We start from the raw sequence: 12,912 nt of genomic DNA on the forward strand, positions 1-12,912 counted from the left end.
TGCTGCAAAGTTTACTTCACGGGGCGAAACGCTTAGGGTTCGACCGTGGTCCCCCTGCCGTTGGAACAGAGGTCGTTCATGTTTGCGAAATTGCGTAGCCCCCGCAACCCCGTGCTGAAATTCGGCGCGATGCTCTCGGCGCTCTGGCTTGCCGCCTGCACCCCCGGCACCGAGGGCGGCGCGGGCCCGCGGCTGAGCTCGGGCGAGGCGGTGCCGGTGGCGCTGCTGGTGCCCGGCGGCTCGGGCGCGACGGGCGACGAGACGCTGGCGAAATCGCTGCGTCAGGCCGCCGAGCTCGCGATCTCCGACCTCGACGGGGTGAAGATCGACCTGCGCGTCTACAACACAGGCGGCAGCCCGGCGCAAGCCGCCGAAGCCGCGACCAAGGCCGTCGACGCCGGCGCGAAGATCATCCTCGGCCCGGTCTTCGCCGAGGCGGCGAATGCCGCAGGCCTCGCCGTCGCGAACCGCGGCGTGAGCGTGCTGTCCTTCTCGAACAACACCGACATCGCCGGCGGCAACGTCTTCGTGCTCGGCCCGACCTTCCCGAACACCGCGAACCGGCTGGTCAGCTATGCCGCGGCGCAGGGCAAGCGGCGGATCCTGGTGGTCAATGACCAGACCACCGCGGGCGAGATCGGCGCCCGCGCGATCACCGCCGCGATCGCGCGCAGCGGTGCCAGCAATGCCGGGCAGATCTCCTATCCGTTCTCGCAGCAGGACGTGACCAATGTCGCGCCGCAGATCGCCGCCCAGGTGCGGGGCGGCGGCGTCGACGCGCTGTTCCTGACCGCCGACACCGCCGGCGCGCTGCCGCTGCTCGCCCAGCTTCTGCCGCAGCAGGGCGTCGATCCGGCGCAGACCAAGTTCATCGGCCTCACCCGCTGGGACATTCCGCCCGCCACGCTCGCCCTGCCCGGGCTGCAGGGCGGCTGGTTCGCCCTGCCCGACCCGAACCTGAACAGCCGCTTCAGGGCGCGTTACCAGACCGCCTTCGGCACGGCCCCGCATCCGATCGCCGGGCTCGCCTATGACGGCATCGCGGCGATCGGCGCCCTGGTCAAATCCGGCCGTTCCGATGCGCTCTCGCGCGGTGCGCTGACCCAGCCCGCGGGCTTCGTCGGCGTCAACGGCATCTTCCGGCTGCGCTCCGACGGCAGCAACGAGCGCGGTCTCGCCGTGGCCGAGATCCGCAACAACCAGGTCGTGGTGATCGACCCGGCCCCGAGATCCTTCGGCGGCGCCGGCTTCTGAGCCGGCCCCGTCCCTTCCAGCAGAGGCCCCACCCGGGACATGGCGACCAAGTGACCGACCTTCCGACCTCCGCCCCGGCCTCGACCGGGGCGCCCTTGCTTCTGAGCCCCGACCGCCTGATCCCCGCGCTCGACGCAGCGCTGTCCGAGACGCGCGACGAGCGCACCTTGCGCACCGAGACCGTGGCCTTCCTTGCCGCCGCGCGCGAGGAGGCGACGCCCTGGATCGAGGCCGATTTCGCCGGCCATCCCCGCTCGGCGCGCGAGACCGTGCTGCATTACGCGCAGATGACCGACGGCATCGTCCGCGCGGTGCTGCATGTCGCCACCGACCGGCTGCACCCGCCCCCCCGCGCCTCGGAGACCGAGCGCCTCGCCGTGCTTGCCGTGGGCGGCTATGGCCGCGCCGAGATGGCGCCGTTCTCGGATGTCGACCTGCTGTTCCTGACGCCCTGGAAGATCACCGCCTGGGCGGAGAGCGTGATCGAGTCGATGCTCTACATGCTGTGGGACCTGAAGCTGAAGGTCGGCCATGCCTCGCGCAGCATCGACGAATGCCTGCATCTCGGCCGCGAGGACGTGACGATCCGCACCGCCCTGCTCGAGCTGCGCCATGTCGCCGGCGACGAGCCGCTCACCGTGCAGCTGACCGAGACGCTGCGCAATGACCTGTTCCGCTCGACCGGCCCCGAGTTCATCGAGGCGAAGCTCGCCGAGCGGGCCGAGCGTCACAAGCGTCAGGGCGGGCAGCGCTATGTGCTCGAGCCGAACGTGAAGGAGGGCAAGGGCGGGCTGCGCGACCTGCAGACGCTCTACTGGATCGCGAAATACATCCACGGCGTGCACAAGGCGGCCGAGCTGGTGCCGCTCGGCGTCTTCACCGCCGAGGAATACCAGCATTTCCGCGACGCCGAGGATTTCCTCTGGGCGGTGCGCTGCCATCTGCACCTGATCGCCGGGCGCGCCTCCGACCAGCTCACCTTCGACATGCAGGTCGAGGTGGCGCGGCGGATGCGCTATACCGACACCGCCGGGCGCCGCGGCGTCGAGGTGTTCATGCAGGACTACTTCCGCCACGCCACGATGGTGGGCGAGGTCACCCGCATCTTCCTGACCAAGCTCGAGGCGCAGCACGTGCGCGTGCCGCCGATCTACAAGCGCCTGTTCCGCCGCCGCAAGCCGCTGATCGCGCCCCTCGTCGACGACAACGGCCGGGTCAACATCGGCGACAGGAAGGCGTTCCTGGCCGATCCGCTGAACCTTCTGCGCATCTTCGAGGAGGCGCTGCGCACCGGGATGCTGATCCACCCCGACGCGATGCGGGTGATCGCCGCACATCTCGACCTGTTCGACGACAAGCTGCGCGAGAACCGCGAGGCGGCACGGATCTTCCTCGACCTGCTGCTCAAGCACGGCAACCCGGAACGCTCGCTGCGGCGGATGAACGAGCTCGGCGTGCTCGCGGCCTTCATCCCCGAATTCGAGCCGATCGTGGCGATGATGCAGTTCAACATGTATCACAGCTACACCGTGGACGAACACACGATCCAGGTGATCTCGACCCTCGCGCAGATCGAGCGCGGCGAGCTGGTCGAGGAGCTGCCGCTGTCGTCCCACATCCTGAAGGAGGGGATCAACCGGCGGGTGATGTATGTGGCGCTGCTGCTGCATGACATCGGCAAGGGCCGGCCCGAGGACCATTCGATCCTCGGCGCGCAGATCGCGCGCAAGGTGGCGCCGCGGCTCGGCCTCAACCCCGAGGAATGCGAGACGGTGGAATGGCTGATCCGCCACCACCTGCTGATGTCGGACGTGGCGCAGAAACGTGACCTGTCCGATCCGCGCACGATCCGCGACTTTGCCAAGATGGTGAAGTCGAAGCGCCGGCTCGAGCTGCTCACCGTGCTGACCGTGTGCGACATCCGCGGCGTCGGCCCGGGGGTGTGGAACAACTGGAAGGCCTCGCTGCTGCGCCGGCTGTATTCCGACACCGCACGCGCGCTCGAACACGGGATGGAGGCGCTCAACCGCGAGCAGCGCACGAGCGAGGCGAAGCGCGCCCTGCGCGAGGCGCTTGCGGGCTGGGAGGCGAAGGACCTGCGCACCGAGCTTGGCCGGCATTACGATCCCTACTGGCAGGGGCTGTCGACCGAGACCCATGTGATCTTCGCCGAGCTCTTGCGCGACCTCGGCGATGACGAGATCCGCATCGACCTGCACCCCGACCCCGACCACGACGCGACGCGCGCGGCCTTTGCGCTGGCCGACCACCCGGGGATCTTCTCCCGGCTTGCCGGCGCGCTGGCACTTGTCGGCGCGAACGTGGTCGATGCGCGCACCTATACCTCGAAGGACGGCTACGCGACCGCCGTCTTCTGGGTGCAGGACAGCGAGGGCCATCCCTACGAGGCCTCGCGCCTGCCGCGGCTGCGCAAGATGATCGACCGCACGCTGAAGGGCGAGGTAGTCGCACGCGACGCGCTGAAGGACCGCGACAAGGTGAAGAAGCGCGAGCGCGAGTTCCGCTTCCCGACCCATATCACCTTCGACAACGAGGGCTCGGACATCTACACCATCGTCGAGGTCGACACCCGCGACCGGCCGGGGCTGCTTTACGATCTGACCCGCGCGCTGGCCTCGTCGAACATCTACATCGCCTCGGCGGTGATCGCGACCTATGGCGCGCAGGTGGTCGACAGTTTCTACGTCAAGGACACCTTCGGGCTGAAACTGTCGAAGACGAAGCAGGAGGCGCTCGACAAGAAGCTGCGCGAGGCGATCACCCGCGGCGCGGAAAGGGCTGCCACGGCATGAAACCGGTCCGCCTGGTGCGCGGATTCCTGACGGTGGGGGGCTGGACCTTCGGCTCCCGCCTGCTGGGATTCGTCCGCGACATGATGATCGCCGCCTATCTGGGCTCGGGCCCGGTGGCCGAGGCCTTCCTCGTCTCCTTCTCGCTGCCGAACATGTTCCGCCGCTTCTTCGCCGAAGGCGCGTTCAACATGGCCTTCGTGCCGATGTTCGCGAAGAAGCTCGAGGCGGGCGACGACCCGAAGGGCTTTGCACAGGATGCCTTCTCGGGGCTTTCCGCGGTGCTGATCCTGTTCACCGTGATCGGCACGCTCGCCATGCCCTGGCTCGTCTGGGCGATGGCCTCGGGCTTTCACGGCGACGAGCGCTTCACCCTCGCCGTGCTCTATGGCCGGATCGGCTTCTCCTACATCCTCTTCATCTCGCTGGTGGCGCTTCTGTCCGGCGTGCTGAACGCGTTTGGCCATTTCACCGAGGCGTCCCTCGTGCCGGTGCTGATGAACCTGATGTTCATCGTGGCGATGTGGATGGCCGACAAGGCGGGCTGGGACATGGGGCTGACGCTTGCCTGGACGGTGCCGCTGACGGGGGTGGCGCAGTTTGCTTTCACCTGGGTCTCGGCGCAGCGGCTTGGCTTTGCGCTCTGGCCCGGCCGGCCCCGGATCACGCCGGAACTCAAGCGCCTGCTGATCATCGCCGGCCCCGCGGTGCTGGCGGGCGGCGTGGTGCAGGTGAACCTGCTCGTCGGGCGCCAGGTGGCGTCCTTCACCGAGGGCGCAGTCGCCTGGCTCAGCTATGCCGACCGGCTCTATCAGCTCCCCCTCGGCGTCGTCGGCATCGCGATCGGCACCGTGCTGCTGCCGGTGCTGTCGCGCCACCTGCGGGCAGGCGACATGGCGGCCTCGCGCGACAGCTTCTCGCGCGGGGCGGAATTCGCGCTGTTCCTGACCGTGCCTGCCGCGGTCGCCCTTGTGGTGATCGCGACACCGCTGATCTCGGTGCTTTACGACCGCGGCGCCTGGCGGGCCGAGGACACCACGGCGACGGCGCTGGCGCTCGCCGCCTATGGCCTCGGCCTGCCCGCCTTCGTGCTGCAAAAGGTGCTGCAGCCGCTTTTCTACGCGCGCGAGGACACGCGCAGGCCGTTCTATTACGCGGTTGTCTCGATGATCACCAATGCGGGCTTTGCCGTCGGCATGATGCCGGTGATGGGCTTCATGGCGGCGGCGCTTGCCACCACGGTCTCGGGCTGGGTGATGGTCGCGCAGCTCTGGTGGGGGGCGCGCAACATGGGCGCGGCCGCGCATCCCGACGCCCGCTTCTGGCGCCGGTTCTGGCGCATCGCCCTCGCCTCGGCGGTGATGGGGGTGCAGCTGTGGTTCACCGCCGACGCGCTTGCGCCGATGCTTGCCGCGCATGGCGCCCGCTGGGGGGCGCTAGCGATCCTGTGCGGGTCGGGGATTGCCGTTTACTTCGGCCTTGGCGCGCTGATCGGCACCTATGGCGCGGGCGAGCTCAGGGCGATGCTGCGGCGCAAGCGGGGCTGAACCCCGCCCCGCGCCCCTGCCTCAGCGCCCGGCCTTCACTGCCCCAGCCTCAGCGCTTGCGCAGCCGCGCCAGCGTGTGGCGCCAGCCGCCCGGCGCGACCAGGAAGCTCAGCCCGAAGCCCGCGACAAAGCCCGCGAATTCGGCGATCCAGTCCAGGGAGCCGCCGAAGATCGCGGCAAAGACCAGCTGGATCGCCATCAGCATGCCGATCAGCGAGAACGCCCGCGTGCGGTTCGCATTCGCCGCCCCAAGCCGCACCCACAAGAGCCAGGTGAAGGCGCCGATCAGCCCATAGGCGCCCGGATAGCCGCCATAAAGCGCACCCTGGGTGACGGGCACCGCGGTATAGACGAGCGCGCCGACGATCGAGGCGCCGAGGAACACCGCCGCCACCGCCCAGCCGCGGAAGATCTCGCCCACCATCTTGCCAAGCGCCAGCACGAACACCAGCACCATCGCCGCATGGGTGAGCGAGCCATGCACGAAGGGATAGGTGACGATCCGCGCCACCTGCCGCCAGGGCCAGAGGTTCTGCGCAATCATCTGGCGCAGGATGCCCGGGTCGAAGGCGAAGCGCTGCAGCGCATCGAGCCGCCAGCCGAGCGCCGCATCCCCCGCCACCCCGGCATGGCCGATCCCGAACAGGATCTCGCCCAGGATGATCGGCCCCGCCAGCAGCCAGACCACCGGCGGCAGCGGGTTCAGCGGGTGTTCGTTCGTGCGATGGTCCATCAGGCCTCCCTCGGGCGGGTCCGGTTGACGCCCCGCGCGCTTTAGCGATAAGCCCTCGCACAGCCGATTTCCAGCCCGGCTGAGGAGCATTGCCATGACCGATCAACCTGCCGCCATCAACGCCAAGTTCAAGCCCCGCGTGTTTTCGGGGATCCAGCCGTCGGGGAACCTGACGCTCGGGAACTATCTCGGCGCGCTCAAGCGCTTTGCCGAGAAGCAGGACGAAGGGATCGAGACGATCTATTGCCTCGTCGACCTTCACGCGATCACGGTCTGGCAGGAACCGGAAGCGCTGAAGCGGCAGACCCGCGAGGCGGCGGCGGCCTTCATCGCCTCGGGCGTCGATCCGTCGCGCTCAGTGCTCTTCAACCAGAGCCAGGTCTCGGCCCATGCCGAGATGGGCTGGCTTCTGAACTGTGTCGCGCGGATGGGCTGGATGAACCGCATGACGCAGTGGAAGGACAAGACCCAGGGCAAGAACGCCGAACAGCAGTCGCTGGGCCTGTTCGCCTATCCGGCGCTGATGGCCGCCGACATCCTCGTCTATCACGCGACGATGGTGCCGGTGGGCGAGGACCAGAAGCAGCATGTCGAGCTGACCCGCGACATCGCGGCAAAGTTCAACCACGATTACAAGACCGACTTCTTCCCGATCCCCGAACCGCTGATCGAGGGCACCGCGACGCGGGTGATGAGCCTGCGCGACGGCACCAAGAAGATGTCGAAATCCGACCCCTCGGATGCGAGCCGGATCAACCTGACCGACGATGCAGACACCATCGCGAAGAAGTTCCGCAAGGCGGTGACCGACCCCGCGCCGCTGCCCGAAAGCCTCGAGGGGCTGGCCGAGCGGCCCGAGGCGCGCAACCTCGTGAACATCTACGCGGCGCTGTCGAACCGGAACGCCGAGGCGGTGATCGCGGAATTCGGCGGTCAGGGCTGGGGCATCTTCAAGCCCGCCCTCGCCGATCTGGCCGTCGCCAAGCTCGAGCCGATCTCGTCGGAAATGTCGCGGCTGATGAACGACCCGGCCGAGATCGACCGGATTCTCGGCGCCGGCGCCGAGCAGGCCCGCGCCATCGCGCAGCCGATCCTCGAAGGCGCGCTCGACATCATGGGCATGGTGCGCGCGCGATAAGCACCGCGCGGGGGCTTTGCGCCCCCGCACCCCCGCAGGATATTTGCAGCGATTGGAAGCGCAGGGATCTCCTGCTTCCAATTGCCGGAAATATCCCGGGGGGTGAATGACCGCAGGTCAGAGGGGGGCAGCGCCCCCCTGCCCCGACGCGGCCCGCGCCTCGGCCCGCGGATAGAGGCGCGCCATCGTCACTCCGCGGGCAAGGTTCAGCGCCATCAATGCCGCCCAGAGTCCGTGATTGCCGAAGGCGGGCAGCAGAAGCGCCAGCGCTGCCGCATAGACCAGCACCGAGAGCATCATCGCGTTGCGCATCTCGCGCGTCAGCGTCGCGCCGATGAAGATGCCGTCGAGGATCCAGCTGGCCACCCCGATCAGCGGCGCGAGGCCGAGCCAGGGCAGATAGAGCCGCGCCGACGCGCGCACCTCGGGTGCCGTGGTCATCGTGTCGATGATGACCGGGCCGGCGAGAAAGAAGACCACGCCCAGAAGCAGCGCACCGCCCGCCGCCCATTGCCCGCTGAGCAGGGCCGCGCGGCGCAGCCGCAAGGGCGATCGGGCGCCGACGGCCTGGCCGACAAGGCTTTCGGCGGCGAAGGCGAAACCGTCGAGCGCGTAGGCGGTGATCTCGAGGAACTGCACCAGCACCTGGTTTGCCGCGAGCGTCACGTCTCCCTGCCCGGCACCAAGGAACAGGAAGGTGGCAAAGCTCGCCTGCAGCAGCACCGAGCGGATCATGATGTTGGTATTGACCCGCGCCATCCGCTTCAGCGGCGCCGCGGCCAGCACAAGCGCCCGGGACAGGCCCGCACCGAAGGCACCGCGCGCGAGCCAGAGGGCCAGCGCCAGCCCCGACGCTTCGGCGATCAGCGTCGCCGCCGCGACGCCCCGCACGCCCCAGCCGAGGCCCGGCACGAAGGCGAGGTCGAGCCCGATGTTCAGCCCGTTCATCCACAGCTGCAGCGCCAGCACCGCGCGCGTGCGCTCGAGCGCGATCAGCCAGCCGGTGAGCGCATAGAGCGAGATCGTCGCCGGCGCGCCCCAGATCCGCAGGCCAAGGTATTGCCGGGCGAGCGCCTCGACCTCGGGGCTGGCCGGGGCGAGGCGGAAGGCCGCCCAGAACAGCGGCCATTGCAGCGCGACGAGCCCGAGCCCCGCGGCCCCGGCGACGATCAGCGCCCGCAGTAGCCCCGCCGCGACCTCGGCCTCGTCGCCCTCCCCCTTCGCCTGGGCGACGAGGCCGGTGGTGCCCATGCGCAGAAAGCCGAAGATCCAGTAGAGCGAGGCGAGGATCACCGCGCCAAGCCCCACCGCCCCGATCGGGGCGGCGGTGCCGATCTGCCCGACCACCGCGGTGTCGACCGCGCCGAGGATCGGCACGGTGGCATTCGACAGCACGATCGGCGCGGCGATCTTCAGGACGCGCGCGTGGGTGATCTCAGCCATGCGGCGGCTCGGGCATCAGGAAATGCCCGGTGGCCTGCGCGTAAAGACGGCTGCGGTTATCCTGCCAGGCCTCGACATGCACCGAGGCATAGCGCCGGCCCGAGCGGTTCACCCGCGCCCGCGCATAGGCGTCGCGCGGCAGGCCCGAGCGCAGGTAATCGACGGTGAAGTCGATCGTCTTCGGCAGCCGCGGCAGCACCGGCTCGGGCGCGCTCAGGTCGATCCGCCCGGTCTCGACATCCTCCCACAGCGTCGCCCAGCCGAGCTCGACGATCGCCGTGACCTCGAGGAAGGCCGCGCTCACCCCACCGTGCAGGGCGGGCAGCATCGGGTTGCCGATCAGCTTCTCGTCGAAGGGCAGCGTCGCGGTGATCTCGTCGCCGCGGCGGTCGAACTCGATACCGAGGAAGCGGATATAGGGCACGCCCGACACGAGCGCGCGCAGCGCGGCATCGCGGCGCTGCTTGACCACCTGCATCGGTTCCGGTTTCGCGCGGGTCATTTCGCCTCTCCCTTCGGACGGTCGACGGTGAAGGCGCCGGTCGCGGTGGCGACGGGCAGGCCCGCCTCCTCGTCATGCGCGGTGGCGCGCAGGAAGGCGACGGTGCGGGTGATGTGATAGACCTCGGCCCGCGCGGTGATGCGCTGGCGCGGCGTCGCCGCGCGCATGTAGTCGATGCGCAGGTCGATCGTCGCGGTGCCCGCAGGCGCTTCGGGATGGCTCATCACGGCAGCGCCGCAGCAGGTGTCCATCAGCGCCGAGACCGCGCCGCCATGGATCACCCCGGTGCGCGGGTCACCCACCAGCCGCTCGTCCCAGGGCATCGAGATCACCGCATGCCCGCCGCCGATCGCCTCGAGATGCATCGACAGCGCCCGGCTGTGCGGGATCGCCTCGATGAAGCGTCGCGCCAGCGCGAGCTTTTCCGCGTCTTCCGCCATCTGCGCCATCTCCGTTCCCTCCGTTTGCGCCGACTATCCTTCGCCGCGCGCCGCCGCGCAAGCCGCCCGCCTCTCGCGCCGCAGCGTCACGAAAGGGCGCAATCGCGGTTGAAGCCCGGGAGGCGAGGCGTTAGCTTCCGCGCCAGGGGAGACCACTATGCCCGAACCTGATGTTTTGACCTTCAAGGAAATGTGCGCCCGCTTCGACGTGACGCCCCGCACATTGCGCTATTACGAGTATATCGAATTGCTGTCGCCGCAGAAGGAGGGCCGGGCCCGCTTCTACGGCCCGCGCGAGGTGGCGCGGATGACGCTGATCCTGCGCGGCCGCCGTTTCGGCTTCTCGCTCGAGGAGCTGCGGCAATGGCTCGACATCTACGACAAGAGGGGCACGGAAGAGCAAAGCCGTGTCTGGGTCGAGCTGGCCGACCGCCAGCTGACGGTGCTGCAGGGCCAGTATGACGAACTGACCGGCACCATCGCGGATCTGCGCGAGCTGCGCGACCAGGTCGCGAAATCCCTTGATTCCTGAGCGCCAAAGCGCTTCGATCTGTTCCGTCGGACCGTTCGCCGGGCGACCCATCGTGGCCGCCCGGCGCCGTTTCTGACGGTCGGTTTATTGCTTTTTCCTGTGTGACTTTTTGCTGACATTACGTCAGCGTCACCGTGACGCCACGTTACAGTGACGCAAACGTCAACTTCACTTGTAATGTGGTTGCGGAAATTCGATCTGCCGCGGCGCATTACGCAAGGACAACGCGAGGGGCGGTCGAATGAGTGATGAAGTGATGACGATTCGCGAGATGTGCGATGCGTTCGACGTGACGCCGCGCACCTTGCGCTTCTACGAGGCAAAGGAACTGCTGTTCCCGATCCGCGAAGGCCAGAAGCGGCTGTTCACCCGGCGCGACCGGGCGCGGCTGAAGCTGATCCTGCGCGGCAAGCGTTTCGGGTTCAGCCTGGAGGACATCCGTCAGCTGCTCGACCTCTACAACATGGGGGATCAGCAGAAGACGCAACTGGCCGAGACGCTGAAGCTGGCGCGTCAGAGGCTTGATGAAATGCAACGCCAGCGAGACGAGCTTGGTCAGGCGATTGCCGAGCTGAGCGAACAGATTGCCTGGGGCGACCAGCAGCTTGCCGACGAAGGTCCGGAGGAAGCGGCCGCCGCAGAGTAAGGCAGATTTGGGAGAGAGAGATGCCGAGCTACACCGCCAACACCCGCGACATGCAATTCGTCCTGCACGAGCTCCTCAAGGTCTCGCAGTCGGGCGTCCCCGGCTATGAGGAGATGGAGCCCGACTTCACCGAGGCCGTGCTCGACGCCGCGGCCAAGGTCTCGTCCGAGGTCCTCGCGCCGCTGAACGCCGTGGGCGACACCGAGGGCTGCGTGCTCGAAAACGGCATCGTGCGCACGCCGAAGGGCTTCAAGGCCGCCTTCGAGGCGATGAAGGACGGCGGCTGGACCGCGCTCGACTGCGATCCGGAGTATGGCGGCCAGGGCATGCCCTATGTGCTGAACTGCGCCGTGGGCGAGATGTTCGTCTCGGCCAACATGGCCTTCAACATGTATCAGGGCCTGACGCACGGCGCCTATTCGGCGATCCACGCCCATGGCACCGCCGAGCAGAAGGCGAAATACCTGCCGAAGATGGTGTCCTGCGAGTGGACCGGCACGATGAACCTGACCGAGCCGCATTGCGGCACCGATCTGGGCATGATGCGCACCAAGGCCGAGCCGCAGGAAGATGGCTCCTACAAGATCACCGGCCAGAAGATCTTCATCTCGGCGGGCGATCACGACATGGCCGAGAACATCATCCACCTGGTGCTGGCCAAGGCGCCCGGCGGCGGCGAGGGCACCAAGGGGATCTCGCTCTTCATCGTGCCGAAGTTCCTGGTCAACGACGACGGCTCGCTCGGCGCGCGCAACCCGGTCTCGGTCGGCAAGATCGAGGAAAAGATGGGCATCCACGGCAACTCGACCTGCGTGATGAACTATGACGGCGCGACCGGCTGGCTCTTGGGCGACCTGCACAAGGGCATGCGCGCGATGTTCACGATGATGAACGAAGCCCGTCTCGGCGTCGGCCTGCAGGGCTATGCCGTGGCCGAGGCCGCCTATCAGAACGCGGTGCTCTACGCCAAGGACCGGCTGCAGGGCCGCGCCGTGACCGGCGTCGCGAACCCGACGGGCCCGGCCGATCCGCTGATCGTGCACCCCGACATCCGCCGCTCGCTGATGGACCAGAAGTCCTTCCTCGAGGGCGCCCGCGCCTTCACCTTCTGGGGCGCGCACCTGATCGACCGCGCCCACAAGGCGGGCGACGCCGATGCCGAGGGGCTGATCTCGCTGATGACGCCGGTGATCAAGGGCTTCCTCACCGACAAGGGCTTCGAGACCGCGGTGCTGGCGCAGCAGGTCTATGGCGGCCACGGCTACATCGAGGAACAGGGGATGTCGCAATTCGCCCGCGACGCCCGGATCACGATGATCTACGAGGGCGCGAACGGCGTTCAGGCGCTCGACCTCGTCGGCCGCAAGCTGGCGCAGGACGGCGGCAAGCACGTCATGGCCTTCTTCGAGATGATCAAGGCCGAGTGCAAGGCGCATGACGGCGACGAGCGGATGAAGCCCTTCACCGACGCGCTCAAGGCCGCCTCGAAGCAGCTGCAGGCGGCGGGGATGTTCTTCATGCAAAACGGCATGAAGAACCCGAACGCGGCGCTGTCGGGCAGCTATGACTTCATGCACCTGATGGGGCACGTCTGCCTTGGCCTGATGTGGACGCGGATGGCGCAGGCCGCCCATGCCGCGCTCGACGGCGGCGCCACGGACAAGGACTTCTACGAGGGCAAGATCGCCACCGGCCGCTACTACATGGCCCGCCAGCTGCCCGCCTGCGCGATGCATCTGGCCCGTATCGAGAGCGGCGCCGACCCGGTGATGAGCCTCGCGGCCGAGCAGTTCTGAGACCGGACAGACTGAAAAGCGGCGCCCTTCGGGGCGCCGTTTGCGTTTTGGGGAGCTGCCGCCGGCCCGAG

Annotated in this window: 11 protein-coding genes; 7 read left to right on the top strand and 4 right to left on the bottom strand. The window is 68.2% G+C overall.

Annotated features, from left to right (window positions below; genetic code table 11):
* Positions 1-78 precede the first annotated feature (78 nt).
* Genes EOW66_RS11650 through murJ form a run of 3 tightly spaced genes read left to right on the top strand, consistent with a single transcriptional unit; the run spans position 79 to position 5,611 of the window.
* On the top strand, positions 79-1,254 hold the full coding sequence (locus tag EOW66_RS11650; protein ID WP_128156518.1) for a penicillin-binding protein activator: 1,176 nt from the start codon (positions 79-81) through the stop codon (positions 1,252-1,254).
* Between the two features lie 50 nt (positions 1,255-1,304).
* Positions 1,305-4,067 carry a [protein-PII] uridylyltransferase gene (locus EOW66_RS11655; RefSeq protein WP_128156519.1) on the top strand — a complete coding sequence of 921 codons (2,763 nt, stop codon included), beginning with the start codon at positions 1,305-1,307 and terminating at the stop codon, positions 4,065-4,067.
* The gene (gene murJ / locus EOW66_RS11660) at positions 4,064-5,611 is read left to right on the top strand and encodes a murein biosynthesis integral membrane protein MurJ (RefSeq protein ID WP_128156520.1); all 1,548 of its coding nucleotides are present in this window, start codon (positions 4,064-4,066) and stop codon (positions 5,609-5,611) included. The genes EOW66_RS11655 and murJ overlap by 4 nt, the downstream gene beginning before the upstream one ends.
* Positions 5,612-5,660: 49 nt before the next feature.
* Here the strand turns inward: murJ and EOW66_RS11665 are convergent, their stop codons facing one another.
* Complete coding sequence (locus EOW66_RS11665; RefSeq protein ID WP_128156521.1) at positions 5,661-6,344, bottom strand: rhomboid family intramembrane serine protease; 684 nt, start codon at positions 6,342-6,344, stop codon at positions 5,661-5,663.
* A gap of 94 nt (positions 6,345-6,438) precedes the next feature.
* On the opposite strand from EOW66_RS11665, the gene trpS reads away from it, so the two are divergent.
* On the top strand, positions 6,439-7,482 hold the full coding sequence (trpS, locus tag EOW66_RS11670) for a tryptophan--tRNA ligase (protein WP_128156522.1): 1,044 nt from the start codon (positions 6,439-6,441) through the stop codon (positions 7,480-7,482).
* A 117-nt stretch (positions 7,483-7,599) separates the two neighbouring features.
* Here trpS and EOW66_RS11675 read toward each other — a convergent pair whose 3' ends face one another.
* Genes EOW66_RS11675 through EOW66_RS11685 form a run of 3 tightly spaced genes read right to left on the bottom strand, consistent with a single transcriptional unit; the run spans position 7,600 to position 9,867 of the window.
* A complete protein-coding gene (locus EOW66_RS11675) occupies positions 7,600-8,925 on the bottom strand; it encodes an MATE family efflux transporter (protein WP_128156523.1) in 1,326 nt (441 codons plus the stop codon).
* Positions 8,918-9,427 carry a PaaI family thioesterase gene (locus EOW66_RS11680; protein ID WP_128156524.1) on the bottom strand — a complete coding sequence of 170 codons (510 nt, stop codon included), beginning with the start codon at positions 9,425-9,427 and terminating at the stop codon, positions 8,918-8,920. The genes EOW66_RS11675 and EOW66_RS11680 overlap by 8 nt, the downstream gene beginning before the upstream one ends.
* Complete coding sequence (locus EOW66_RS11685; RefSeq protein WP_128156525.1) at positions 9,424-9,867, bottom strand: PaaI family thioesterase; 444 nt, start codon at positions 9,865-9,867, stop codon at positions 9,424-9,426. Before EOW66_RS11685 ends, EOW66_RS11680 begins: the two co-directional genes overlap by 4 nt.
* Before the next feature lie 157 nt (positions 9,868-10,024).
* Between EOW66_RS11685 and EOW66_RS11690 the strand changes: the two genes are divergently transcribed.
* From EOW66_RS11690 to EOW66_RS11700, 3 genes are all read left to right on the top strand, one after another.
* The gene (locus tag EOW66_RS11690) at positions 10,025-10,399 is read left to right on the top strand and encodes a MerR family transcriptional regulator (RefSeq protein WP_128156526.1); all 375 of its coding nucleotides are present in this window, start codon (positions 10,025-10,027) and stop codon (positions 10,397-10,399) included.
* Between the two features lie 241 nt (positions 10,400-10,640).
* Complete coding sequence (locus EOW66_RS11695; RefSeq protein WP_113899786.1) at positions 10,641-11,045, top strand: MerR family transcriptional regulator; 405 nt, start codon at positions 10,641-10,643, stop codon at positions 11,043-11,045.
* 20 nt (positions 11,046-11,065) lie between these two features.
* On the top strand, positions 11,066-12,841 hold the full coding sequence (locus EOW66_RS11700; protein ID WP_128156527.1) for an acyl-CoA dehydrogenase C-terminal domain-containing protein: 1,776 nt from the start codon (positions 11,066-11,068) through the stop codon (positions 12,839-12,841).
* Positions 12,842-12,912: the final 71 nt, after the last annotated feature.

The sequence above is a fragment of the Paenirhodobacter huangdaonensis genome (assembly GCF_004022465.1).
Lineage (GTDB): Bacteria > Pseudomonadota > Alphaproteobacteria > Rhodobacterales > Rhodobacteraceae > Rhodobacter > Rhodobacter huangdaonensis.

Coding starts and splice junctions, on each gene's coding strand:
- EOW66_RS11685 (WP_128156525.1), bottom strand. CDS start 9,867: ATGGCGGAAGACGCGGAAAAGCTCGCGCTGGCGCGACGCTTCATCGAG.
- EOW66_RS11680 (WP_128156524.1), bottom strand. CDS start 9,427: ATGACCCGCGCGAAACCGGAACCGATGCAGGTGGTCAAGCAGCGCCGC.
- trpS (WP_128156522.1), top strand. CDS start 6,439: ATGACCGATCAACCTGCCGCCATCAACGCCAAGTTCAAGCCCCGCGTG.
- EOW66_RS11675 (WP_128156523.1), bottom strand. CDS start 8,925: ATGGCTGAGATCACCCACGCGCGCGTCCTGAAGATCGCCGCGCCGATC.
- EOW66_RS11700 (WP_128156527.1), top strand. CDS start 11,066: ATGCCGAGCTACACCGCCAACACCCGCGACATGCAATTCGTCCTGCAC.
- EOW66_RS11690 (WP_128156526.1), top strand. CDS start 10,025: ATGCCCGAACCTGATGTTTTGACCTTCAAGGAAATGTGCGCCCGCTTC.
- EOW66_RS11650 (WP_128156518.1), top strand. CDS start 79: ATGTTTGCGAAATTGCGTAGCCCCCGCAACCCCGTGCTGAAATTCGGC.
- murJ (WP_128156520.1), top strand. CDS start 4,064: ATGAAACCGGTCCGCCTGGTGCGCGGATTCCTGACGGTGGGGGGCTGG.
- EOW66_RS11665 (WP_128156521.1), bottom strand. CDS start 6,344: ATGGACCATCGCACGAACGAACACCCGCTGAACCCGCTGCCGCCGGTG.
- EOW66_RS11695 (WP_113899786.1), top strand. CDS start 10,641: ATGAGTGATGAAGTGATGACGATTCGCGAGATGTGCGATGCGTTCGAC.